Source organism: Pantoea sp. EABMAA-21 (genome assembly GCF_030053335.1).
Lineage (GTDB): Bacteria > Pseudomonadota > Gammaproteobacteria > Enterobacterales > Enterobacteriaceae > Pantoea > Pantoea communis.
Genome location: NZ_JASGBX010000019.1, coordinates 35,744 through 59,126, shown reverse-complemented (window position 1 = coordinate 59,126; position 23,383 = coordinate 35,744). Strand labels below are relative to the sequence as shown.

General features: G+C 54.7%; 20 protein-coding genes. 9 read left to right on the top strand and 11 right to left on the bottom strand.

Annotated elements, in window-relative coordinates; all coding sequences use genetic code 11:
• Nucleotides 1-36 precede the first annotated feature (36 nt).
• Nucleotides 37-1,107 carry a tartrate dehydrogenase gene (locus QMZ65_RS21740; protein ID WP_097118991.1) on the top strand — a complete coding sequence of 357 codons (1,071 nt, stop codon included), beginning with the start codon at nt 37-39 and terminating at the stop codon, nt 1,105-1,107.
• Between the two features lie 104 nt (nt 1,108-1,211).
• Here the strand turns inward: QMZ65_RS21740 and QMZ65_RS21735 are convergent, their stop codons facing one another.
• From QMZ65_RS21735 to QMZ65_RS21725, 3 genes are read right to left on the bottom strand one after another with little or no spacing between them, the layout of a single operon-like run.
• Nucleotides 1,212-2,027: a carbohydrate ABC transporter permease gene (locus QMZ65_RS21735; protein ID WP_034826777.1), complete on the bottom strand. Its 816-nt coding sequence runs from the start codon at nt 2,025-2,027 to the stop codon at nt 1,212-1,214.
• A complete protein-coding gene (locus QMZ65_RS21730; protein ID WP_038643559.1) occupies nt 2,027-2,899 on the bottom strand; it encodes a carbohydrate ABC transporter permease in 873 nt (290 codons plus the stop codon). Before QMZ65_RS21730 ends, QMZ65_RS21735 begins: the two co-directional genes overlap by 1 nt.
• Before the next feature lie 58 nt (nt 2,900-2,957).
• Nucleotides 2,958-4,301, bottom strand: a complete 1,344-nt coding sequence (locus QMZ65_RS21725) for an extracellular solute-binding protein (protein WP_097118990.1) — start codon at nt 4,299-4,301, stop codon at nt 2,958-2,960.
• A 531-nt stretch (nt 4,302-4,832) separates the two neighbouring features.
• On the opposite strand from QMZ65_RS21725, the gene QMZ65_RS21720 reads away from it, so the two are divergent.
• On the top strand, nt 4,833-5,432 hold the full coding sequence (locus QMZ65_RS21720; protein ID WP_160834342.1) for a GNAT family N-acetyltransferase: 600 nt from the start codon (nt 4,833-4,835) through the stop codon (nt 5,430-5,432).
• A 13-nt stretch (nt 5,433-5,445) separates the two neighbouring features.
• On the top strand, nt 5,446-6,537 hold the full coding sequence (locus QMZ65_RS21715; protein WP_283216670.1) for an ABC transporter ATP-binding protein: 1,092 nt from the start codon (nt 5,446-5,448) through the stop codon (nt 6,535-6,537).
• A 99-nt stretch (nt 6,538-6,636) separates the two neighbouring features.
• Here the strand turns inward: QMZ65_RS21715 and QMZ65_RS21710 are convergent, their stop codons facing one another.
• Both QMZ65_RS21710 and QMZ65_RS21705 read right to left on the bottom strand, forming a co-directional pair.
• Nucleotides 6,637-7,758: an ROK family transcriptional regulator gene (locus tag QMZ65_RS21710; protein WP_058961835.1), complete on the bottom strand. Its 1,122-nt coding sequence runs from the start codon at nt 7,756-7,758 to the stop codon at nt 6,637-6,639.
• 26 nt (nt 7,759-7,784) lie between these two features.
• Nucleotides 7,785-8,660 carry a glucosamine kinase nucleotide-binding domain-containing protein gene (locus QMZ65_RS21705; RefSeq protein WP_176505788.1) on the bottom strand — a complete coding sequence of 292 codons (876 nt, stop codon included), beginning with the start codon at nt 8,658-8,660 and terminating at the stop codon, nt 7,785-7,787.
• Nucleotides 8,661-8,927: 267 nt separating this feature from the next.
• Between QMZ65_RS21705 and QMZ65_RS21700 the strand changes: the two genes are divergently transcribed.
• Nucleotides 8,928-10,088 (top strand): Gfo/Idh/MocA family protein, encoded by a 1,161-nt coding sequence (locus tag QMZ65_RS21700; protein ID WP_160834344.1) that lies wholly within the window; start codon nt 8,928-8,930, stop codon nt 10,086-10,088.
• 101 nt (nt 10,089-10,189) lie between these two features.
• Here the strand turns inward: QMZ65_RS21700 and QMZ65_RS21695 are convergent, their stop codons facing one another.
• Nucleotides 10,190-11,428, bottom strand: coding sequence for an MFS transporter (locus tag QMZ65_RS21695; RefSeq protein ID WP_283216669.1), 1,239 nt, complete (start codon nt 11,426-11,428; stop codon nt 10,190-10,192).
• Between the two features lie 417 nt (nt 11,429-11,845).
• On the opposite strand from QMZ65_RS21695, the gene QMZ65_RS21690 reads away from it, so the two are divergent.
• Together QMZ65_RS21690 and QMZ65_RS21685 are read left to right on the top strand one after the other, a co-directional pair.
• Nucleotides 11,846-12,445 carry a hypothetical protein gene (locus tag QMZ65_RS21690; RefSeq protein ID WP_283216668.1) on the top strand — a complete coding sequence of 200 codons (600 nt, stop codon included), beginning with the start codon at nt 11,846-11,848 and terminating at the stop codon, nt 12,443-12,445.
• Nucleotides 12,446-12,728: 283 nt separating this feature from the next.
• Nucleotides 12,729-15,119 (top strand): glucose/quinate/shikimate family membrane-bound PQQ-dependent dehydrogenase, encoded by a 2,391-nt coding sequence (locus QMZ65_RS21685; RefSeq protein WP_283216667.1) that lies wholly within the window; start codon nt 12,729-12,731, stop codon nt 15,117-15,119.
• A 129-nt stretch (nt 15,120-15,248) separates the two neighbouring features.
• Here QMZ65_RS21685 and QMZ65_RS21680 read toward each other — a convergent pair whose 3' ends face one another.
• From QMZ65_RS21680 to QMZ65_RS21670, 3 genes are all read right to left on the bottom strand, one after another.
• Nucleotides 15,249-16,460, bottom strand: coding sequence for an MFS transporter (locus QMZ65_RS21680; protein WP_283216666.1), 1,212 nt, complete (start codon nt 16,458-16,460; stop codon nt 15,249-15,251).
• A 110-nt stretch (nt 16,461-16,570) separates the two neighbouring features.
• Nucleotides 16,571-17,461: a LysR family transcriptional regulator gene (locus tag QMZ65_RS21675; RefSeq protein WP_283216665.1), complete on the bottom strand. Its 891-nt coding sequence runs from the start codon at nt 17,459-17,461 to the stop codon at nt 16,571-16,573.
• A gap of 179 nt (nt 17,462-17,640) precedes the next feature.
• Entirely contained in the window at nt 17,641-18,009 is a 369-nt protein-coding gene (locus tag QMZ65_RS21670) for a helix-turn-helix domain-containing protein (protein ID WP_034826803.1), read from the bottom strand.
• 290 nt (nt 18,010-18,299) lie between these two features.
• Between QMZ65_RS21670 and QMZ65_RS21665 the strand changes: the two genes are divergently transcribed.
• The 3 genes from QMZ65_RS21665 to QMZ65_RS21655 all read left to right on the top strand — a co-directional run bounded on the left by QMZ65_RS21665 (nt 18,300) and on the right by QMZ65_RS21655 (nt 21,745).
• Nucleotides 18,300-18,959, top strand: coding sequence for a response regulator (locus QMZ65_RS21665; RefSeq protein WP_283216664.1), 660 nt, complete (start codon nt 18,300-18,302; stop codon nt 18,957-18,959).
• Nucleotides 18,956-20,314 (top strand): sensor histidine kinase, encoded by a 1,359-nt coding sequence (locus QMZ65_RS21660; RefSeq protein WP_283216663.1) that lies wholly within the window; start codon nt 18,956-18,958, stop codon nt 20,312-20,314. The genes QMZ65_RS21665 and QMZ65_RS21660 overlap by 4 nt, the downstream gene beginning before the upstream one ends.
• Before the next feature lie 564 nt (nt 20,315-20,878).
• On the top strand, nt 20,879-21,745 hold the full coding sequence (locus tag QMZ65_RS21655) for a nucleoside-specific channel-forming protein Tsx (RefSeq protein WP_034826809.1): 867 nt from the start codon (nt 20,879-20,881) through the stop codon (nt 21,743-21,745).
• A gap of 83 nt (nt 21,746-21,828) precedes the next feature.
• On the opposite strand, the gene yjdN is transcribed toward QMZ65_RS21655, so the two are convergent.
• Nucleotides 21,829-22,260: a VOC family metalloprotein YjdN gene (gene yjdN / locus QMZ65_RS21650; RefSeq protein ID WP_283216662.1), complete on the bottom strand. Its 432-nt coding sequence runs from the start codon at nt 22,258-22,260 to the stop codon at nt 21,829-21,831.
• Between the two features lie 108 nt (nt 22,261-22,368).
• Nucleotides 22,369-23,271 carry a LysR family transcriptional regulator gene (locus QMZ65_RS21645; RefSeq protein ID WP_097118980.1) on the bottom strand — a complete coding sequence of 301 codons (903 nt, stop codon included), beginning with the start codon at nt 23,269-23,271 and terminating at the stop codon, nt 22,369-22,371.
• Between the last annotated feature and the right edge of the window lie 112 nt (nt 23,272-23,383).

Genomic DNA, 23,383 nt, shown 5'->3' with positions numbered 1-23,383 from the left:
GCGTTCAGAACATCAACAGCAACCTGTGAGAACCCTATGAGCGGCAAAACCTACAAAATCGCCGTCATCCCTGGCGATGGCATTGGCAAAGAAGTGATGCCAGAAGGCATCCGTGTAATGGATGCAGCGGCAAAGAAATTCGATATTTCTCTGGAGTGGCAATGGTTTGACTTCGCCAGCGCTGAATACTGGCAAGAGCACGGCAAGATGTTGCCGGATGACTGGTTCGCCACCCTCAGCCAGTTTGATGCCATCTATTTTGGCGCGGTGGGCTGGCCGGATGTGGTACCGGATCACGTGTCGCTGTGGGGATCTCTGCTGCAGTTCCGCCGCGAATTTGATCAATACGTCAACCTGCGTCCGGTTCGCCTGATGCCGGGCGTCAAAGCGCCGCTGGCCAATCGTCAGCCCGGCGATATCGATTTCTACGTGGTGCGTGAAAATACCGAGGGCGAGTACTCGTCCGTCGGCGGCACCATGTTCCCTGGCACCGACCGCGAAGTGGTGATTCAGGAGACGGTGATGACGCGCGTCGGCGTCGATCGCATCCTGAAGTTTGCCTACGAGTTAGCGCAGAAGCGTCCGAAAAAGCACCTGACCTCTGCCACCAAATCCAATGGCATTGCTATCACCATGCCGTATTGGGACAGCCGCGTTGAAGCCATGGCACAGAGCTATCCGGAAGTGAAAGTCGATAAGTATCATATCGATATTCTGACCGCGAACTTCGTGCTGCATCCGGACTGGTTTGATGTGGTGGTGGCCAGCAACCTGTTTGGCGACATTCTGTCGGATCTCGGCCCGGCCTGTACCGGCACCATCGGTATTGCGCCCTCCGCGAACATCAACCCGGAAGGGAAATTCCCGAGCCTGTTTGAGCCGGTGCATGGCTCAGCGCCGGATATCGCGGGCAAAGGCGTGGCAAACCCGATTGGACAGATCTGGTGTGGTGCGATGATGCTGGAGCACCTCGGTTACGCCGAAGCGGGTGCCGCCGTGCTGGATGCCATTGAGCGCACCCTGGCCGCCGGTTCTAACCTGACGCGCGACCTCGGCGGCAGCGCCTCAACGGAAGAGTTGGGTGCGGCGATCGCAGCAGCGCTGTAAATAGGCTTAACGGATGCGCCCGCTATCAACTCGGGCGCCCCAATGGCCACGGCCTGTAATGTTCGCAGTTGCAGGTGCTCACAGAGTCGTGCTCTGGCGCACCCCTACTTCACCGCCCCTTCCGTCACTCCGCTGATAAACTTGCGCTGGAACACCAGAAACACCGCCACCAGCGGCATGATCACAATCATCGCGCCCGCCATTAGCACTGGAATATCAATGGTGTTTTTGTTCTGGAAAAACATCATGCCGATTGGCAAAGTGCGCAGTTCATCCTTGTTGACCAGAATCAGCGGAATCAGGAACTCATTCCACGTCCAGATAAACAGCAGCAGCGCCAGCGTTGAGAGCGTGGGCCAGATGGCGGGCACCAGAATGCCCCACAGGATTTTGCGCCGGGATGCACCATCCATCACTGACGCTTCAACCAGTTCACGTGGCACCTGTTGCAGTGCAGTGGCAATCATCAACGTGGTAAACGGCAGTGATAAGGCAATTTGTGGCAGGATCAGCGCCAGATACGTGTTCGTCAGCCCCATCCAGCGCAGTTCGTGGTAGAGCGGGATAATGAAAGCCTCGCTCGGTAGCACCATGCCCAGACCCAGCATCGCCGCTATCACCTTCTTACCAGGGATTTTCAGCCAGGCAAAACCAAATCCCGCCAGAATCCCTAGCAAAATGCTGCTGATTACCACCGGAATCACTACCAGCACCGAGTTCATAAAGTAGACGTTGAAGTGCCCCTGCTGCCAGGCCGTCACGTAATTTTTAAAGTTCAGCGATGAAGGCAGCGTGAACACGCCCTGAAACAGCTCCATCTGCGTTTTGAACGAAGTCATCAGCGCCATTAAAAACGGCAGGATGGTCATCAGCGCGACAATCCAAATCAGTGCGCGTGAGACAACAGGCGTACCGCGCATCAGTGACGCTCCCGAATAGCAAAATGAATACAGGCGTTGATCATCAGCACAATCAACATACTGAACACGGCAACCGCAGACGCGTAGCCAAAGTAGTGCAGATCAAAGCCCTGCTTATACATAAAGATGTTGGTCACCATGGTCGAGGTGCCCGGCCCACCTTGCGTCATCACATACACCAGATCGAAGGCCTTCAGGCTGGCAATCACCGTCAGCAGCAGTGCAATGCGCAGTTCCGGGCGCAGTGAGGGCAGCGTGATACGCATAAACTTCTGACGCCGTGAAGAACCATCCAAATCGGCGGCTTCTAATAGCGAGGGATCCATGCGCTGTAATCCAGCCATAAACAGCACCAGACAGAATCCAAAGAAATACCAGGTGGCGACAAAACCCACGGCCGGTAACGCCCAGGTGAAATCCCCCAGCCACGACAGAGCCAACTGCGGCAAGCCAATCGCGCGCAGGAACTGATCGATAGGACCAAACGCGGGGTTATACAGCCAGCGCCACACCACGCCCAATACCGCCATCGGCATGATGTAAGGCAGGAAAAACAGAATACGCAATACGCTGCGCTCTTTGCCGTTGCGCGTTTCATACAGGAAGCTGCACAACAGCAGACCGACGCCAATCGGCAGTAAGGTGTAAAACAACATCAGCAGCGCGTTGTTACCGAGCGCCACCCAGAAAACCGGATCCTGGAACATGCGCACGTAGTTGCTGATACCGGTGAAAATCGGCAAGGAGGTGCCATCCCACTCGGTGAAACTGATGCCGAGCGAGGCCAGCAGCGGCAGGAGTAAAAACACCGCATAGACCAGTACGGCAGGCAGAAGATAGAGCGCATTGCGCCAGGCAGATTTGTTCAGCATAACCTTACTCGCTTGCAGGCTAATTCACGGCCCGGCATTGCTGTCGGGCCGGACGTCATCAGTGCTTCAGGGTTTTCAGGTAACGTTGATAGTTGTTGTCGAAATTGGTGACCATCTGCTCCGGCGTCTGTCTTCCGGCCAGTAACAGCTGCACGTTCTGATTCAGCTCAGCATTCATGGTCGGCGTGGCCCAGTCCAGATAATGGCCGAGGCCATCATGCTCGTTGAGGGTCACCCATACCTGATACGTCTCCGCCAGCAACGGGTTATCCGCAGGGATTTGTGCATTCTTACTGGTACCCGCCGGCAGGAAGCCCACTTTCAACCAGCGGTTAGCCATCTCATCGGAAACGATGTAGTCGATAAATTTGGCCGCCGCATCCTGCTGCTCTTTGGTTTTCGCGGTGTTGGTGATCGAGAACGCCAGATCGGTACCGCCCACCATTAGCGCATGCTGTACCCCCTCACCCATCGGCATCGCCGCGAAGTGCACATCTTTATTGTCTTTAAACTGGCCGAGATACCAGGTGCCGCTCACCAGGAACGCGGCCTGACCATTCTGGAACAGCGTGGCCGCATCATCATGGCCAATGCCTTCGAAGCCAGGGAAGAAGTAGCCTTTGTCTTTCCAGCTTTTCATCATGCTCGCCGCTTTCACCAGCTTGTCGTCTTTGAAGGTGCCGCCGACGTCGTAAATCAGATCGTCGAGGGCTTTGCGATCTTTACTCTCAATCTGTGCTTCCCATACCGTACTCAGCAACTGCTGGCCCATATTGCCATCCAGCAGGCCGAGCATCATCGGCGGCGTACCCGCGGCTTTCAGTTTCTCCATTGCCGCTTCCAGTTCAGGCAGGGTTTTCGGTATCGCAACACCCGCTTTGTCCAGCAGCGCCTTGTTGTAATACAGACCCACCATTTCACCGAGACTCGCCACGCCATACAGTTTGCCGCTACCAAAGTCTTGCTTATCAGACCAGCGGTTACGCTTGAGGATCGAATCCGGGAAGCGCGTGGTCCAGCCGTAAGTTTTGGCATAATCGTCCAGCGGCCACAGCAGTTTGTCTTTCACCAGCGAACCCATATCGCCACCGCCCTGATTGACCTGCGCGATTTGCGGGCCATCACCGGCAGTCAGCGCCAGCTTCAGTGGAATGCGTGTGTCTTCAAAAGAGTGCACCGAGCGCTGGATGGTAATGCCCGGATTCTTCTGCTGGAACGCTTTAACCGCTTCATCCACGGCTTCGGTTTGCTGCGGATAGTTATAAATATCCCATTCGTTCAGCGTGACCGCTTGTGCCGTCGCCAGGGTCGCACCGAGCAAAATCCCGGCTGAAACCAGACGCGACACACTGCGCAGTGAGCTTTTCATACGGGACGGACGTTTGGTTGAATCACACATCATGCTCGGTTTCTCCAACAGATGACTGGCATCCCTTCATCGCGACACCTGCATGTCCTGGCAGGTTGATTCAGCAGCAGTAATAACGACGTTAATTCATACTTACTTTATGAACAAAAGAAAGTCAAACACCCTCACTGCGGAATTTTTGCTCTGTGATACAGTGCAAACTGTGAGAAGAAAAGCGGGCTATGCAGTAGAGAATTCTGCAAGACAGCCGCTGAAGCGCACACCATAAGAAGACATGCCTCTGCCGACAGCACAAATCACTTACGCCATTCAGCCGCATTAACCCACTGACAGACCATATGAAAATTCTATACTTATTGAGAGATGTGAGAGGCCTTTGCGGCAAAATCATCCCAGAACACAGGCACCACAGGCTCTGCGCCGCTTCACGTGGCCGTTCACGCCACCGTCCGCCCTCAGGATTTACCTCGATGTTGTGCGGTAGCGCAATTATTACACCTTGAAAACTAAGTCAGCTTTATTTACCGTAAAATCTGTTCATCTCATGACCACAGAGGCATCACCATGACGGCTAAAGGTGTTATTCGCCGCGCCAGCGAGAGCGATTTTCCGGCCCTGTCGCGCATCTGCTTAGAAACGGCCAATGCGGGCACTGACGCCACCGCGCTCTATTCCGACCCGGCACTGCCCGGCCTGCGCTTTGTCATTCCCTACGCGCGCTTTGCGCCTGACTTCGCTTATGCCCTTGAAATAGAAAGCGAAGTGATGGGTTATGCGGTGGCAGCACCGGATACACGCGCCTTCGAAGCAGAACTGGATGCGCAGTGGTGGCCGCCACTGCAACAACAATATCGCGACTACACGCCGCGAGCCCCCCTCGACAGCAAAGTGCTGGACGCCATCCTCCAGCCGGATACCGCTGCAGAACAACTGGTAGCGCAATGGCCTGCACATCTGCACATCAATCTGCTGCCGCCAGCGCAACAGGGCGGCTGGGGACGAAAACTGATTGAGCAGTTGCTGCAGGATCTGCGTGCCGCTGGCGTACCGGGTGTTTATCTGGGCGTAAGCCTGCAAAACGAGAAGGTGTGCGGCTTTTATCAACGTCTCGGTTTCACGCCCATTATGCGCAGCAACGCCATCTACATGGGCCAACTACTCTGATTGAGGCATCACCATGACCAGCCTGCATCTGCAAAGCGTTAAAAAGTCCTACGACCATGTGAATGTGATTCACGGTATCGATCTCACCATTAACAGCGGCGAGTTCGTGGTGTTTGTCGGCCCTTCCGGCTGCGGTAAATCGACCTTGCTGCGCATGATTGCCGGGCTGGAGGAGATCAGCGACGGCAAGCTGTTGATTGAAGGCGCAGACATGACGCACCAGCCCGCCACCGAGCGTGGCATTGCCATGGTGTTTCAGTCCTATGCGCTCTATCCGAATATGACGGTGCGCGGCAATCTGGCTTACCCGCTGGAAGTGATGAAGAAATCCAAAGCGGAAATTGAGAAAGCGATTAACCAGACGGCGGCGCGTCTGCATCTGACGGAACTGCTGGATCGCCTGCCACGTGCGCTCTCCGGCGGCCAGCGTCAGCGTGTGGCCATTGGTCGCGCCATCATCCGCCATCCACGTATTTTCCTGTTTGATGAACCTCTCTCCAATCTGGATGCTGAGCTGCGGCTACAGATGCGCATTGAGATCGCTCGCCTGCACGCCTCACTGGGCAACACCATGATTTATGTCACGCACGACCAGCTGGAAGCGATGACGCTGGCCGATCGCATCGTGGTACTTCGTCAGGGCAAAATTGAGCAGGTAGGTGCACCGATGGCGCTGTATCACGATCCCGACAATCTGTTTGTCGCCGGGTTTATCGGTTCACCGAAGATGAACTTCCTGCAGGCGGAAATCGCTACGATCGCGCCAGGTGCCGTGCAGTTGCGCGTGCCCGTATTGGGCATTCACACGCTGACCATGAAGATCGACGCAGCCTGCCATGAAGGACAAAAAGTCACGCTGGGGATTCGCCCCGAACATTTCTCACCGGCGCAGCAGGAAACCGATACGCTGAGCTTTAGCGCTGATTTGTCATTCAGCGAGATGCTGGGGCATACCAACTATCTTTACCTGGATATCGGTGAGGAGAAGTTACTGGTGATTGAGGAGCGTAACGCGGCAGAACATGAGATTGGCGACCGCGTCAGCTATCAGATCAATGCTGAGCGCGGAATGTTGTTTGATGAGCAGGGATTGCGCCTGCGTTAAGCGCCTGAACGAAGCAAGCGCCGTAGTTATGCTACGGCGCTCTCCTTATAACGAGTGAACAACGTCGATGCAGATCGCGCCACTACAGCTATTGCTGCTTTAAGACACCGTCTCTTCATCAGCCTGCGCCGCCAGTAAATCCAACAGCTTATTCACCGCAAAACCTGCCGCACCCTGTGCCCACATCCGATTCGACTCAGTGAGGAACTGCAGCGGCGTCATCTGCGGCGTGATCTTCAGGCGATAGGTCTGGAAGCTCTGCGTAATGTGGTCGAGCAGGATGCGCGAGGCCATCTGCGGCTCCATCGCCAGATACACCACGTCAGGATCGTAAGCCACCGACAGATTCGCCAGCGACATGCCCAGATGCTGCCCGGCCTCCGCCAGCGCGCTAAGCACTTCAGGTGTGGGCTGGCTATCCAGATCGCGTAACGTCTGCGGCAGCGCCTCTTTCAGTGAAACTGCCACACGCTGCAAAATCGCCTGTGACGAGGCGACATCTTCCAGCAAACGTTCGGAGCCATCACCGAGCAATGACACACCAATCTCACCGGCTTTGCCATGGCGGCCGCGATAGAGCTGGCGATCCAGCAAGATTCCGGCCCCAATCCCTTTGCCAAAGGTGGCGATCACTGCTGACTGCGCATGGCCCAATTGACCAAATACCAGCGCGGCCATGGCTAAGGCATTGGCATCATTTTCGATAAAGACCGGCAGTGAAAAACGTTCTTCCAGCAGGCGTGCAATCGGCACGTTGTTCCAGCCCAGCGCGCGTGACAAGACGCAAACGCCGTTGCTGGCATCCACCAGCCCCGAGAGTGCAAGCCCAATGGCACCGACTTTCTTTCCTTCCACACCACGCAAAAACTTCGCCAGCGCATCACCCAGTTGCTTGGGGGTCATCGCGCCTGAAGGGATCTGCTGTTCGCCAATAATGTTGCCGCTGAGATCGGTTAAGACGATCAAATTACGTTCGGCGTTAAGCTGAATGCCCACCACACTGGCGTGATCCGGGTTGAGGCCGAGCAGGGTTTTCGGTCGTCCCATTGATACACGACGCAACCCCAGCTCCTGCACAATACCGCCGGAGAGCAAGCGGTTGGTGGCCTGCGAAACCGTGGACATACTCAGGCCGCTACGGACTTTGAGGTCAGACTGGCTGATTGGCGCATTTTCGACAATCAGCCGCAAAATGCGTGCAGTTACGTTGGGAGCGCTCATGGATCTCTTTTTTAAGTTAGAAGAGGCTAAGCCGGTTGCTGGCTGAACTGGCTGGCAAGGCGCAGTGCGCCGCTTAAGGCATCGCCCTGCGGCGGCACAAGCTGTGCAGCAATCTCGGCCGGTAACCAGGGCTGAATCGGCACCGCAAGCCCCCCCATCAGGGCCAGTTTGCCGTGACTGCGTGCCAGCAAGGGTTGCACCATCTGCACGATATCGGCAGCGGCCTGCTGCACCAGCGCAATGCCATGGGGATCGCCCTGCTGTGCAGCGGCAAAGACTTCAGGTACCACGCTGCCCCACTCGGCGGGTGTTGCCTGCTGTGACCAGAGTAACATCTGTTCCGGGCTGTGTTGATGCAACGCCATAATACGTTCAGTCAGCGCTGAAGCAGGCACGATAGCTTCGTGCGCCAGCAACGCTAAGCGCCGTGCACGGCGTCCAAGGATGGCGCCTGAACCGGCATCCGACAGGGCAAAACCCCAGCCACCCAGCAGGGTAAACTGCGCGCCGTCCCAGGCTGCGCCCTGGCTGCCCGTCCCGACAATCAGCACCGCGCCTGGTGCACCATCGTGCGCACCCGCGCAGGCGATCTCGACATCGGTAAACAGATAACGCGCCTGACAACGAGGCTGCCAGCTTTGCAGCCGTGAATGCACCGATGCCACATTGGCCCCCGCCAAACCCGCCACCAGCAGAGTGCGGTCACGCGCATCAGCAGCCAGCCCCGCTTGTTGAAAGAGCGTGTCGATGACCGATTCAATGGCGTTGATGGCGGCATCATACTGCGACCAGACATTGGCGGGCCCGCCCGTTGCTTCCGCCAGCACGTGGCCAGCGTGGTCCGTCAGGCGCCCGCGACAGTGTGTACCACCGCCATCAATACCCAGCAAAAGTGATTGCACGCGCTTCCTCCTGCCTGCCACGAACGGCATGATGCTTATAGATGTGCGAAAGATAGGGGAAAAAAACTTAAATCGCAATCACAAATAAATACGCATTCCGTATAGTTAATTAATATTCATTTAAAACATAAAGATAACAAAAAGTACCAATTTGAGATCGGCGTTACGGATTGACATTAGTTTTTCTGCCGTAATAAGTTAATGGTCAGATTATCAGCAGCCTGATGGGTCGGGCAGCTAACAAGCAACGGGCTTCAGGGGTACAACATGAAAGTGGGCATTATTGGTCTGGGCTTTCGTCTTTCCCATGTGGTGAAAGAGTTCAACAAAGCTGACGCAGAGTTCTCCGTGGTGGGTTACGTCGATCCGGCTCCCGCTGGCTTGCCAAATCTTCACACCTTCGGTATTGATGCCGGGAAGGCGTTCGACAGCGTGGATGCGCTGCTCCAGCACGGTGGTTTCGATCTGTTGCTGGTGGGGTCACCCAACTTTATGCACCTCGAGCATATCCGTCAGGGGCTGGCCGCCGGTTACACCGTGTTTACCGAGAAACCGGTGGTGATCAATGAAGAGCAGACGATGGCGATGGCGCAACTGGTACAACAATATGGCCATGAGCGCATTCTGGTCGGCCTGGTGCTGCGTTACTCACCGCTGTATCACGATCTATTGAACGCACGCGATGAAAATCGTCTCGGTGAAATCACCTCAATCGAAGCCACTGAACACATCAAGCCTTATCACGGCGCCTTCTTCCAGCGCGACTGGCGACGTCTGGAAAAATACGCCGGTCCTTATATTCTGGAAAAATGCTGCCACGACATCGATCTCTATCAGGGATTGGTCGGTGAACGCCCGGTGCGCGTTGCCAGCTTTGGTGGACGTAAGAACTTCACCCCGCAGCATGCACCCACCGGGGCTGTCACGCCGCAATCAGAGGTGTATCACGTGAAGCCCAGCGGCTGGTCGAGCACGGATGCGGTGTTTGACGGCGACGCCGATATCGTCGATTACCAGACGGCGCTGATCGAATACGCCAATGGCGCAACTCTCGCCTTCCACGCCAACCTCAACGTGCCGGATGAATTTCGTCGTTTCTGCGTGATGGGCACCGACGGCATGGCCGAGGGCGACTTTGTACGTAACTACTTCCGCGTACACAACGCCCGTACCGGCGAGCGTGAAGTCGATACCACCTACAGCGGCAATGCTTATGACGGTCACTATGGTGCCGATGCGTTGATGGCTGAAGAGATCGTCAAACACATTAAACAGGGAACGCCACTGAAAGTATCCGTGGTGGATGCACTGGAAGCGGGTCTGACCGCGATCAAAATCGATGAAGCACGAAAATCGAAAACCGTGGTGGATATGACAGACAGCTGGAAACAATTTGACGCCAGCCTGGGGAAAACCGCGACCGTATAAGGTCAACCTCCCCGCGCAGATCCCCCTTTGCGCGGGGCTTTTCATGGCAGTGCAGAGTGGTGACATCATTAACCGGCCCGCGAGCCGGTTTTTGTTGGCACTTAACCTGCGTTTTCATTCTCCAGCTTCTGCCGTTTGCGCAGATGCGGGAAAATCGTCATCCAGACCGCTACCACCACCAGCGTGCCGATCCCGCCAAGTGCTGCGGCAGGCACCGCCCCCATCCACGCCGCCAGCAAGCCTGACTCAAACTCGCCCAGCTGATTTGAGGTGTTAATAAAGATGGCGTTGACCGCATTCACGCGACCGCGCATGTCATCCGGCGTATCCAGTTGCACCAGCGCGCCGCGAATCACCATGCTCACCATGTCGAACCCACCCAGCGCGGCCAGCGCCAGCAGAGAGAGCCATAATTGCGTGGAGAGCGCGAACACCAGCGTGGCGACCCCAAAGCCCGCCACCGAACCAAACATAATCATGCCGACGTGTTTTTCCAGCTTGTGACGGCTGAGCCACACGCCAACAATGAGCGCCCCTACAGAAGGTGCACCGCGCAGCATGCCCAATCCCCAGGGGCCGGTATGCAGAATATCCTGCGCGAAGATCGGCAACAGCGCGGTGGCACCTCCCAGTAACACGGCGAACAGATCGAGAGAGATCACACCCAACACATCTTTGCGCTCACGAATAAAACGCACGCCCGCAAACATGGTGGTGAGATTCATCGGCATCCGCGTTTGGGGTGGACGTTCATAACGAAGGCGGCTGACCAACACCAGAGAGAAGAGATAAAACAGGGCGGAGACGCCGTAAACCACCTCGGGACCGGCCACATACAGCAGGCCACCTAAGGTTGGGCCGACGATCACTGCAGCCTGGCCGCCCACTGAACTCGCCGCCATGGCACGCGCGAGAATCGGTTGAGGCACCAGCGCAGGGAGCATCGACGTGATCGACGGCCACTCCAGCGCTTTGGCCACGGAGATCAGAAACACCAGTCCCCAAATTTCAATTTTATCCGCCCAGTGCATCAGCGTCAGTGCCACCAGGCCAAGCAGAGCTAGCCATTCAATCAATTGCCCGACCAGCACAATGCGGCGGCGATCAAACTGGTCGGCAAGATGGCCGGCCGGCAGAGCCAGTAATACCGAAGGCAGGAACTGCATCAGGCCAATCATCCCCAACGCCATCGCGCTGTGCGTAAGGGCGTAGATTTGCCAGCTAACCGCCACGGAGAACATCTGGAAACCAAACGATGAACAGGTGCGCGCCAGCCAGAAGGCGACAAACGACCTGTGCCGCAACAGAGAGTCTTCTGCTGCGGATAACGGTGAAGCCATATTTTATCCCATCCTAAATCATCTTCCGGCCAGCATCATTGCACCAGCCTGGTGAAAAGCCGTTTACCGACTCTCATTATCATTTTGCGGCCACAGAGTGCGACATCTGACGCTGGCAAGCAATGGCTAGCCGTGCGCTTTAAAAACAGTTGCTTATCTAAAATTTAACTAAGCATAGAGTTCTGAATATTAGCAGGCTGATTGTTTTCACCTGAAAATATCTGAATCATTCCAGAAATTCCAATAACTCAATATTAAATACATCTTTTAGCCGCCATATCTCTCTATCAGAGACAGCTAAAAAAGGTGACCTTAACAAACATTTCGATCTATATTGGAAGCGTAAAGATCACAGCAACCTTGCCGTCCTTATAATAATTAAGACGTTCCAGTTAATTAATTTATTCATAGAGATAAATGGAAAACAGTTCATACAATCCTTATGTTACTGAGCGTATCCGTCGCCTCGACGGGGCACTGATGGGCGTGTGTTATTTAGCACCCTTTATGCATTGTGAACAGGAAAGCACAGTATTACTTAACGGAAGCAACATAATTTCACTGCACAATCAGTTGCCCGATGCGCCCGAACGAATAATTATCCCTTTAGTGGGAAATAGTCTTGCGCGCTTTTTAAAGGCGCCAGAAAATTATCCCAGCCTGCAAATGGAAAATGTCTCCCTTGCTATCAATTATGCCAGTTTAGTTAAGCATGAAGCGGCATTGCGAGAAGCCGTACAGCATCACGCATTCTGGCTTTATGATTTGGCTCCGCCAGGAACGTGCTGGAAGAATATTGCCTCTTTTCCCTTCAGTGGAATTGTCCTGAACGATGATTTCTTCAATGATAATTATCTCAAGTTCAGCTTTCCCTTTTTGCTCGGATCCTGCCGGGAAAGAGAAGCAGATGTGATATTACGCACTCCGCAATTAACTCTGCCGTTGTCTGTCTATGAAGACCTGCAACTTTCTGGCTGTCAGGAACAACGCACCAGCAACACCCTGTTTGAAGTGTAAACGCTTACACGAAATGCCGCCTCTTGCCGTTATGTCCCGATCTCTTCGGGCATAACGTTAGAATCTCCTCATAAAATGTCGCACTACTACCATTCCACAAGCGCAAAGCACTAAAAAAATCAAACCCGTTAACGTTTTTAAGATAAAATTTAACGCAAAGGGATCATCTGGCGTAACGGAAGCGCTGCGATCGAACATTTTAAGTCACTTCGTACTCTATGTCGGGAAACAACCTAATGCGTTGTTTCCTTTTAAGTTTATGGCAAAGAAAGAGGTTAATATTATGGGGAAAGCTTCCTCATCTTTTGGCGTGATTCGCTTTTTGACGGTGCTGTTCGCACTGCTCACAGGCGCATTTATGCTGGTAGGCGGTGTATGGCTAGCCGCAATTGGTGGTTCCTGGTACTACGTTATTGGCGGTGTGATTATGTTGATCACCGCTATCCTGCTGTGGCGCCGTAGCGGTGCAGCGATCATGCTGTATGCACTGTTGCTGTTGGCAACGCTGGTGTGGGGCGTTTGGGAAGTTGGTTTCGACTTCTGGGCGCTGGCACCACGTACCGATGTGCTGGTGATCTTCGGCATCTGGCTGATTCTGCCGTTTGTGTATCGCGGTCTGAATCATGCAGGTAAAGGCGCGCTGGGTCTGATGGCCGTTGCGCTGATTGCCAGCGTGCTGGTGCTGGCGTGGGCAGTGTTCCACGATCCGCAGGAGCTGAACGGTGAAATCCCAGCGGCGGCAGATAATGCCCCGCAAGCGCAGCCGCTGAGCAACATCAAGGATGCTGACTGGCCGGCGTACGCGCGTGACCAGCAAGGCACGCGCTTCTCTCCACTGAAGCAAATCAACACCGGTAATGTGAAAGAGTTGCAGGTAGCCTGGCAGTTCCAGACGGGCGATCTGAAAACCCCGAACGACCCAGGTGAAATCACCGACGAAGTGACGCCGATTAAAATCCGCGACACCTTGTATCTCTGCTCACCGCACCAGATTCTGTTTGCGCTGGATGCAAAAACCGGTAAGCAGAAGTGGAAATTTGATCCGGGCTTAAAACCGAATCCAACCTTCCAGCATGTGACCTGTCGTGGTGTCTCTTACCATGAAATGCCAGCAGCAGCGGATGCGTCTAACACCCAGCCTGCGCTGTGTTCACGTCGCATTTATCTGCCAGTGAACGACGGTCGTCTGTTCGCGCTGGATGCCGAAACCGGTGAACGTTGTGCCGCGTTTGGTAACAACGGTGAGCTGGATCTGCAGCACAAACAGCCGGTACTGACCCCAGGCCAGTATGAGCCGACTTCACCACCGATCATCACGGATACCACTATCGTGATTGCCGGTGCGGTCACTGATAACTACTCTACCCGTGAACCGTCAGGCGCTATTCGTGGCTTTGATGTGAACACCGGTAAACTGCTGTGGGTGTTTGATCCGGGCGCGAAAGATCCCAACGCGATTCCAAATGATGAACATACCTTCACCATGAACTCGCCGAACTCCTGGGCACCGGCAGTATACGATCCAAAACTGGATACCGTATTCCTGCCAATGGGCGTGACGACACCAGACATCTGGGGTGGTAACCGTACGCCTGACCAGGAACGTTTCGCGAGCAGCGTACTGGCACTGAATGCCACCACCGGCAAGCTGGTGTGGTCGTATCAGACCGTGCATCACGATCTGTGGGATATGGACCTGCCGTCACAACCGACGCTGGCCGATATCACTGACAAAGATGGCAACACCGTTCCGGTGATTTATGCCCCGGCCAAAACCGGTAACATCTTTGTCCTGGATCGTCGTACCGGTAAGCCAGTTGTCCCCGCACCGGAAACTCCAGTGCCACAGGGCGCTGCGAAAGGTGACCACGTTTCTCCTACTCAGCCGTACTCCGAACTGACCTTCCGTCCGAAGAACAATCTGACGGACAAGGACATGTGGGGCGCGACCATGTTCGACCAACTGGTGTGCCGCGTGATCTTCAAGCGTCTGCGCTACGAAGGTCCGTTCACGCCGCCGTCTGAGCAAGGTACGCTGGTGTTCCCAGGTAACCTCGGTATGTTCGAGTGGGGCGGCATCGCGGTGGATCCACATCGTCAGATCGCGATTGCTAACCCAATGGCGCTGCCGTTTGTCTCTAAACTGGTGCCACGCGGTCCGGGCAACCCGATCGAGCCACCAGCCGATGACAAAGGCGGTTCAGGTACTGAAACCGGTATTCAGCCACAGTACGGTGTACCGTACGGCGTGGAGCTGAATCCGTTCCTGTCTCCGTTGGGTCTGCCATGTAAACAACCGGCCTGGGGCTATGTCTCAGCGGTTGACCTGAAAACCAACGAAACCGTGTGGAAAAAACGTATCGGTACCGTTCGCGACAGCGCGCCGGTTCCGGTTCCGTTCAAAATGGGTATGCCAATGCTGGGCGGCCCAATTACCACGGCCGGTAACGTGTTCTTCATTGGTGCGACTGCCGATAACTATCTGCGCGCGTTCGACACCAACACCGGGGAAATGCTGTGGCAGGCACGTCTGCCAGCCGGTGGCCAGGCAACACCGATGACCTACGAAGTGGATGGCAAGCAGTACGTTGTCATTGCTGCAGGTGGTCACGGTTCGTTTGGTACTAAGCTGGGCGATTACGTCATTGCCTACGCACTGCCAGATGCTAAATAAGTTTCTGGTTTGATGTGACAAAGGCGGGCTGCGAAGCCCGCCTTTTTTATTGTCTCACTGCCTGCACTCTGGCGTATCGCGTCATTATGAAGAAGCTAAAGGTTATTCGAAGCGCCATACCTGTCGCCGTTACGGCTTCTTTAACACCCGCGCATTTAACAGCGCGCACAGCGCCATGATCACACAAGTCGCCAGAAACACTGGCCGCATGCCGAAAGCACCGCCAACAAACCCGCCAAATAACGGACCTGAGACCTGACCGACATACTGGGCCGAGGTCGAATACCCCAACATTTTCCCCACCTGCCCTTGCGGCACATTGTGGCGAATCAGCGCCGTCACGCACGGCATTAAACCGCCCAACGCCATGCCCATCAGGAAACGCAGCACCACTAACTGCCAGGCTTCGGTGATAAATGCTTGAGGTATTAGCAGCACAGCACAGGCCACCAGGCCATACACCAGCACGCGGCCATGCCCTATTCTATCCGCCAGGCGCCCCAAACGCGGCGCAGAGAGAATACTGCCCAGTGCAGCCGCCGCCATCACCACGCCCGCCGTCACCGTAATCGCATGATCGCCCTGCACGAACTGACCGATATACAGCGTGATGATCGGTTCAATCGACATATTGGCAAAAATCAGCAGCATGCCGGACAGCCACATCAGTCGCACCAGTGGCAGATTGACCGGCTTCTCACTCTCATCGTGAGTTTGCACCGTCTTTTTACCCGGCTGACGCGGCGCTTCTTTTAATAAAAAGGTGGTGGCAAGGAAGGCGAGGAAAATCACGGCGCCGGTCAGCCAGAAGGTATGGCGAATACCAATCAGCGGTGGCAACACCCCGCCCAGCAGTGGCCCCACCACGTTACCCGCCATAATGCCGGAAGACAACACACCCAGCGCCCAACCCGTGTGCTCTTTTGGCGTTTGCGCCGCGACCATGATGGTTGAACCCGATGCGTAGCCCCCCAATAATCCCGCCAGCAAACGCAAGGCAACCAGTTGCCACGGCGCCGTCGCCATACCAATCAGCGACATGGCAATCGCCATTCCGAGGCTGGCACGAATCAACATCAGTTTGCGGCCATAGCGATCCGCCAGTTTTCCCCACAACGGCGCGGTTAACGCGGCGCTGAGGAAAGTGGCACCATACGCAGCCCCCGACCAGCGTGCAATCGCGGCAGGTTCCTGCACGCCAAGCTGCTGCACATACAGCGGCAGAAACGGCAGCAGCAACGTCATCGCCACAATGGTGCTGAACGAACCCAGCACGCAGACAAACAAATTACGTTTCCAGTGTTGCTGCTCAGGCGCTAACACTGTTGATGATTGCGACATAGTCATTCCCTGTTTTTGCTTTTTTAGCAGGCTAACAGCGGAGCACGACATAAAACAGGGAGAGAGAGATATTTGCCAACCAGCGTAATATTGTTGTCAGGCAACAACAATTAACTGCCGCTCAAGGCATTGATTAACGCATCACACAGCAACGTCACGGGGGATGAGGGTTGCGGCAGCTCTTTGAGCAGCAGATAACTGTGTAAACGGTCCATTTGCCACTCGGGCAACACCTGTTGGATCTCGCCGCGCCCCAGCGCCTCTTGCGTCATATACGCTGGTAAATAAGCGATGCCGGTGCTGGCCAGCGCCGCATTCAGCAGCGCCATGCTGTTGTTGGCGCGGAAACGGCTGTGCACATCCAGCGCCAGTCGCTGTTTATCGCGGCGAAACGGTAGTGCGGCAGTATGCGCGGGTCCGTGGAACAGCAACAAATCGTGACGTGTCAGGCGCTCTGGATGGTCGATAGCGGGATGCGCTGCCAGATAATCCGGCGTGGCATAGAGTCCCCACTCGATGGTGCTCAGTTCGCGATAATTAGCGACTTCCGGCGCACGCGCACGAATCACTATTGCCACATCCGCGCTGGGCTGTGGATCGTCACTGGTGGTGAGGTCGAGATCGACGTTGATATGAATGTGGCGGCGGATAAAGTCATTCAGAGTGGGAACGACGCACTGGCAGCCATAGGTGATTGGCGCCTGTAAGCGCACATTACCTGCGGGCAGTTGATGAACCTGCTGCACAAACGCATCGGCGCGGTGCATCTCTTCCAGCATGCGGGTACAAAACGGATAGTAAGCCTGACCCAACTCGGTCAACGCCACTTTTCGCGTAGTGCGCTGCAGCAGTTTGATGCCGAGTCGCACTTCCAGCCGCGCGATTTCGCGACTGACATGGGATTTAGAGACGCCTAAGGTTCGCGCGGCTTCACTGAAACTTTGCCGCTCAACGACGCGCGCAAACAGCATCATGGCGGTGAGATTGTCGCTGTTGTCCATGTTCTCTGATGAGTAACAAACTGAGAACAGCAGCTTAAAAGTAAAAGCAGCAATAAGCATCGAATTTAATCAGCGCACATTGCGGAGCGGCGTAATTTATCGTGTAACGCCTTCGCGATTCACTGCGCAATAAATTGCGCCGCTACGTCTCCAGTGCGAGCTAATCTTAGCGTCATCGATCAACTGGCCACCGCTAAGGGGAACAATAAGCGTTCCTGTTCAACGCGGCGCTGGCGGCGTAACTGGCCCGGCGTGACGCTGAAATAGTTTTTGAATGTACGTGTATAGGCCTGCTGGGTATCAAACCCGTAGCTCATCGCCACCTGCAGAATCGCTTCATCGCTGTTGATCAGCGTGAGCGCGGACTCAGTCAACCGGCGCTGACGGATGTACTCTGCCAGAGAAAAACCGGTGTGCTGACGGAACAGACGTTGCAGATGCCAGCGGGAGTATCCCGAGCGGCGTGCTACTTCATCCAGATGCAAATCGTGCCCTAAGTTGTCTTCAATCCAGTCCAGCAAACTACGGATAAATTCGCGCTGATTCATGGGAACCTCCTGCTTCGACAATATGTCCAGTGCAGTCACTGTAGCGCGCTAAATTTATCCCTTAATTAGCAGAAAATTAGCGCAGAATTAGCAAGGGGGAAAGTGGGTGCTCCGCCTAAATAAGTTCAGCGGCAGAAAGGCAGCAAGAGCGTGAATCCTCAGAGGCTTGCATAAGTCAGTGAGGGGGTGAACGCTCGCAGCTCACGCCTCTGCAGCGGGAAGTATGACGGAGGGTAATTCTGGCCTAATTATCTGGCGCTACACTGCGTCCATCAGTTTGGGAGAACTCTATGCGTGTGCTGCTGGTAGAAGATGATGAAATGATTGGCGCCAACTTGCAGCAGGCGCTGGAAGCGGCGGGCTGGTCGGTGGACTGGGTGCGCGATGGCGTATTTGCCACCAACGCCTGGGCCGAAGGCGGTTATACCTGCGTGCTGCTCGATCTCGGTTTACCGCGGGAAGACGGTATTCACGTATTGAAGCGTGCGCGTACGCGTGGCGATATAACGCCCGTGCTGGTGCTGACTGCGCGTGACACAGTGCAACAACGCATTCAGGGACTCGACAGCGGCGCCGATGACTATTTGCTTAAACCCTTTGATCTGCAAGAGGTACTGGCGCGCATGCGTGCAATCACCCGACGTCGTCACGGAGCGGCGGATTCCCTGTTAGGCAGTGGCGATGTGCAGCTGGATATGATGACGCGCGAAGTGCTGTACAAAGGCCAACGCGAACAGCTGACTGCACGCGAATATGCCCTGCTCTACGCTCTGCTGGAGCGCCCTGGTGCCATCCTGTCACGCGAACAATTAGAGAACCGCATTTACGGCTGGGGTGAAGAAGTCACCAGCAACGCCGTTGATGTGCTAATCCACGGCATGCGCCGCAAGCTCGATAACGAAGTGATTCGCAACGTGCGCGGTTTGGGCTGGCGAGTACCGGCAATATGAAACCTTTCACTTTTATGCGCTCCCTGCGTAACAAACTGCTCGCCACGCTGGTGCTGCTGCACCTGGCGATGATCGGCGGCGTCACCTGGTATTTCTACCATTGTTATGGCGACATGATGGGCACCATGAAGGACGATCAGCTCGCCAAGATTGCTGATGCCTGGTCCTCCAGCCAGCGCATGCCTGCGCTGATGCCAATGGTGATGCAGCAAGAAAAGCTGAAGAGCACCTACATCGTTCAGCTGTGGGACACCAACAATCATCTGCGCGCCAGCTCATGGCCTGCTTTACAGGCGCCGCTGCAGGCAAAAAAAGGCTGGTCCGATTTAAAAGTTGGCGACTGTGGCGATGACTGTGACTGGCGCGTGTATACCCGTCCCGGCGAACTGGGCAGTGAAATCGGTAATATTCAGGTTTTACACAACATCGGCTACATGAAAAGTTTGATGGTGAAGCGGGTGCTGTCCGCCATCATTCCTTTAATGCTGATGATGCCGCTGTCACTGCTGGTGATCTGGCTGATAGTACGTGCCATCACGCGAGATTTGCGCGTTGCCTCGCGACAGATTGCCGCACAAGAAACATTGCATCCACACTCGGTATCGCCGGATGGCTTACCGGATGAAGTGCTGCCGCTGGTCGCTGCTTATAACTCTCTGCTCGATAAGCTACGGGCAGCCTGGTCATCGCAACGACAGTTCCTTGAAGATGCGGCACATGAACTGCGCACGCCGGTTACCGCCGTCACCTTGCAGCTGGAAAATCTGCGCCAGCATATTCAGCCTGGTGAAGCCAGTCGCCAGTTTGATCAGCTGGAAGCCGGCGTCACGCGGACGCGCCATCTGGTGACGCAGTTGCTGAATATCTCGCGCCAGGAAGATCAGTCAGTGGTGGCCACGGTGGAAACCATCCAGCTCGATGATTTGCTGAAAGAGAGCATCGAGCAGTTGATGGTGGTCGCCGATAAACGCGGCATTGATATCGGTTTTAATGGCACCACGCACTATCGCCTGCACGCCAGCCGTTCCGATTTGCGTAGCCTGTTTGATAACCTCATCGGCAACGCGATGCTGCACACGCCGGAAGGCAGCCTGGTGGATGTGCTGCTGCATCGGGTGGGCAATCACACCGTGGTGGATATCGTCGATAACGGGCCGGGCATGCCGGAGTCCTTTATCGAACGCGCCTTTGATCGCTTCACCCGTTCGCCAGATGTTCAGGCGCAAGGCAGCGGTTTGGGTCTGTCGATTGTGCGCAGCGTAGCGCAGAAGCATCAGATGCAGGTCGCGCTGTCGAACTGCCATAACGCCCAGGGACAAATTTCCGGCCTGCAGGTGCGTGTTACCCTGCCATGATCAACGTGCGCTACTGTGTTGAATAACAAACACGGTAGCGGCACAACGTATTGAGTCTTTTACTCTTCAAACTCGCAATCCCCGATAAATCACACATTTTTCCGCTTCAAATTCCTGGGCGCGATGCACCGGACATTTCTCCGCCATCAAATGCCAAAGGCGCGATGAACCCCGCATTTTCTGCCGCCAATTCCAAAGGCGCGCCGAACCACGCTTTTTCCAACGTCATATTTTAAAGGCGCACGATGAATCGTGCCGCTACGTTCTTTTTCTTCATCTGAGATCTTTGCGGTTGTACGCGACAACGTAAACGGTTGCGGGGTTCCGTTCGCTACACGGCAACTATGTGATCATAGTCACATTTTTAATGAATCAAAATGCAACATTTTTTGACAAACGTGATCAAAATCTATTTCCTATCGCTGTGTTACAGGCACATTACGCACACTTGAAAATTCGGCGAATTAGACCGGTTAAAAAACAACTCACGGCCCATCCCCTGGGATCGCTTTCACTCGATCGCGACGCATCTGCGGCGATCACTAGCATGTGGTTAATAAAATAATGAAATTTAAAGCATTGATAGCAGGGGCCTTACTGGCCAGCAGCTGGACCGGCGCGGCACAAGCGGCAGACAGCGATCCGCAGTATCTTTCAGACTGGTGGCATCAGAGCGTTAACGTGGTGGGCAGTACACACACCCGTTTCGGACCACAGTTCAACAATGACGTGTATCTCGAATACGAAGCCTTTGCTAAAAAAGACTGGTTCGATTTTTACGGCTATGCGGATTTAACCAACTTCTTCGGCGTGGGTAACAGCAACGCGAACGGCATTTTCGACCACGGTTCGCCGTTGTTCATGGAAATTGAGCCACGTTTCTCTATCGATAAACTGACCGGCACCAGCCTGGCGTTTGGTCCGTTTAAAGAGTGGTATTTCGCGAACAACTATATTTATGACATGGGCCGCAACGCTTCACAGCGTCAGAACACCTGGTACATGGGTCTGGGTACCGACATCGATACCCACAGCGATATCGGTCTGTCATTGAACGTTTATGCCAAATACCAGTGGCAGAACTACGGTGCAGCGAACGAAAACAGCTGGGATGGTTATCGCTTCAAAGTGAAATACTTTGTGCCGATTACCGATCTGTGGGGCGGCAAGCTGAGCTACATCGGCTTCACCAACTTCGACTGGGGTTCAGACCTGCGCGATGAGACCGGTCCATCACGTACCAGCAATTCGATCGCGTCCAGCCACATTCTGTCGCTGAACTACGATCACTGGCACGTTTCTACCGTGGCACGTTATTTCCACAATGGCGGTCAGTGGGCGGATGGGCAGGAGCTGAACTTCGGCAACGGTCCGTTTGAAGTGAAATCGACGGGCTGGGGTTACTATCTGGTTGTGGGTTACAACTTCTAATTCGTATGAATACAAGGGTCGCCATCACTGGCGACCCTTGTAAGGTACGCATTTATGCGTACCTGGTCACAAACTGTTCCGGTTTAACTCTGCGGCATGTCCGCACTCACCATCCAGGGCACGCCAAACTTATCGGTTAACATGCCGAAACCGTGCGCCCAGAATGTCGGCTCCCACGCTTTCGTCACCTCTCCGCCTGCGGATAAAGCATCAAACCAACGTTTTCCTTGCGCTTCATCGAGTGTCGATAAACATACGGAAAAGCCGGCGTAGTTTGCCTGCTGTGCGCCATCGCTCATCATCAATTCACCCTGACCGATGCGCAGCTGGGCATGCATGATTTGTTCTGGCGAGAAGGTCACGCCAGAGGGGCAGCCCTCATCCTCAACAGGGGTTTCATCCGGCATGTCACCGAAGGTCATTTTAAACAGTAGTTCGCCGTCAGTGGCCGCAAGATAAAAGGCGATCGCCTCTTCACAGCGGCCGTTGTAAAACAAATAAGGTGTAATTTGCATGGTCGGTTCTCCTTAACGTAAACGTACGGAGCGAGTGTAATGCGCAATTTTTAAAAAGCTGCGAGCCAAACCGCACTCTTAACTTTGCTGACAATCCAGGACACAATCTTACTTTTGTTGACAATAGCGGCGGAACAGCTGGGCCATATAAGCGCTCATTGGGGTCAGCGCGGTGTCTTTCCGCTGGATCAAATAGAAGGTGGCTTTTGGTAACGGATCGTCAAGATCGAGGGCAATAAGTTGCCCACCGTGCGTCGGATCCTCAATGACATCGCGCGAGATGATGCTGACAAAATCACTCTTTGCCACCAGGCTGGTGCAGGCCATAAAGGTTTCGCAGGTCACCACGATCTTCGGTGCCATACCGCGTTCACCAAACAGATCGTGCAGCAACCGATAGTAACTACCCTGCGGCGTCGGCATCGTCCAGTCACAGTGCTGCAACTCATTCAGTGAGCGGGCATGCGCCATCGGATGGCCTTTTCGCATCACCACCTGATAGTCACGCTCCATTAGCCGCTCAAAAATCAGCTCCTGATCCAGATGATGTTGATCGTAGGTATTAACGGTGAAATCCAGGGCGCCCTGACGCAGTTCATGCACCATCGACACCAGCTGCCCCTCAACGATACGCACCTTCACCAGCGGGTATTCACGATGAAACTGGGTGATGACCTGAGGCATGATGGTGCGCGCAATACTGCCTCCCACGCCGATATTTACCCTTCCCCCCGCCAACCCCAATCGCTGCTGAATATCCTCCTGCGCCACGCGCAATTCTTCCAGCACCAGACTGGCATGACGAAAAAAGTTATCACCGATATCCGTTAGCGTGACGCCCTGCTGACGACGTTCGAACAAACGTGCGCCAAGCGCCAGCTCCAGTTCCTGAATCGCTTTGGTCAGCGCAGGCTGTGAAAGTCCCGATAAGCGGCTGGCAGCGCGAATACTGCCCTGGCGGGCCACATCGACAAAGGCGCGCAGTTGATGAAGTTTGAGGTTGGCAGGCATGATTTTTGTGATAACCGTTGTTTATCAGTGACAAGATATTCGCATCTTATGCGCACCAATACCATTGTGTAGATTCGGGATAATGCATAAAAAACCAACACAAAGGATATGC

What these genes read in the sequence shown, in the direction of transcription:
- QMZ65_RS21675 (WP_283216665.1), bottom strand. Translation starts at nt 17,461, where the DNA reads ATGGACAACAGCGACAATCTCACCGCCATGATGCTGTTTGCGCGCGTC.
- QMZ65_RS21700 (WP_160834344.1), top strand. Translation starts at nt 8,928, where the DNA reads ATGAAAGTGGGCATTATTGGTCTGGGCTTTCGTCTTTCCCATGTGGTG.
- QMZ65_RS21715 (WP_283216670.1), top strand. Translation starts at nt 5,446, where the DNA reads ATGACCAGCCTGCATCTGCAAAGCGTTAAAAAGTCCTACGACCATGTG.
- QMZ65_RS21695 (WP_283216669.1), bottom strand. Translation starts at nt 11,428, where the DNA reads ATGGCTTCACCGTTATCCGCAGCAGAAGACTCTCTGTTGCGGCACAGG.
- QMZ65_RS21665 (WP_283216664.1), top strand. Translation starts at nt 18,300, where the DNA reads ATGCGTGTGCTGCTGGTAGAAGATGATGAAATGATTGGCGCCAACTTG.
- yjdN (WP_283216662.1), bottom strand. Translation starts at nt 22,260, where the DNA reads ATGCAAATTACACCTTATTTGTTTTACAACGGCCGCTGTGAAGAGGCG.
- QMZ65_RS21710 (WP_058961835.1), bottom strand. Translation starts at nt 7,758, where the DNA reads ATGAGCGCTCCCAACGTAACTGCACGCATTTTGCGGCTGATTGTCGAA.
- QMZ65_RS21690 (WP_283216668.1), top strand. Translation starts at nt 11,846, where the DNA reads ATGGAAAACAGTTCATACAATCCTTATGTTACTGAGCGTATCCGTCGC.
- QMZ65_RS21655 (WP_034826809.1), top strand. Translation starts at nt 20,879, where the DNA reads ATGAAATTTAAAGCATTGATAGCAGGGGCCTTACTGGCCAGCAGCTGG.
- QMZ65_RS21660 (WP_283216663.1), top strand. Translation starts at nt 18,956, where the DNA reads ATGAAACCTTTCACTTTTATGCGCTCCCTGCGTAACAAACTGCTCGCC.
- QMZ65_RS21730 (WP_038643559.1), bottom strand. Translation starts at nt 2,899, where the DNA reads ATGCTGAACAAATCTGCCTGGCGCAATGCGCTCTATCTTCTGCCTGCC.
- QMZ65_RS21680 (WP_283216666.1), bottom strand. Translation starts at nt 16,460, where the DNA reads ATGTCGCAATCATCAACAGTGTTAGCGCCTGAGCAGCAACACTGGAAA.
- QMZ65_RS21725 (WP_097118990.1), bottom strand. Translation starts at nt 4,301, where the DNA reads ATGATGTGTGATTCAACCAAACGTCCGTCCCGTATGAAAAGCTCACTG.
- QMZ65_RS21685 (WP_283216667.1), top strand. Translation starts at nt 12,729, where the DNA reads ATGGGGAAAGCTTCCTCATCTTTTGGCGTGATTCGCTTTTTGACGGTG.
- QMZ65_RS21670 (WP_034826803.1), bottom strand. Translation starts at nt 18,009, where the DNA reads ATGAATCAGCGCGAATTTATCCGTAGTTTGCTGGACTGGATTGAAGAC.
- QMZ65_RS21645 (WP_097118980.1), bottom strand. Translation starts at nt 23,271, where the DNA reads ATGCCTGCCAACCTCAAACTTCATCAACTGCGCGCCTTTGTCGATGTG.
- QMZ65_RS21720 (WP_160834342.1), top strand. Translation starts at nt 4,833, where the DNA reads ATGACGGCTAAAGGTGTTATTCGCCGCGCCAGCGAGAGCGATTTTCCG.
- QMZ65_RS21740 (WP_097118991.1), top strand. Translation starts at nt 37, where the DNA reads ATGAGCGGCAAAACCTACAAAATCGCCGTCATCCCTGGCGATGGCATT.
- QMZ65_RS21735 (WP_034826777.1), bottom strand. Translation starts at nt 2,027, where the DNA reads ATGCGCGGTACGCCTGTTGTCTCACGCGCACTGATTTGGATTGTCGCG.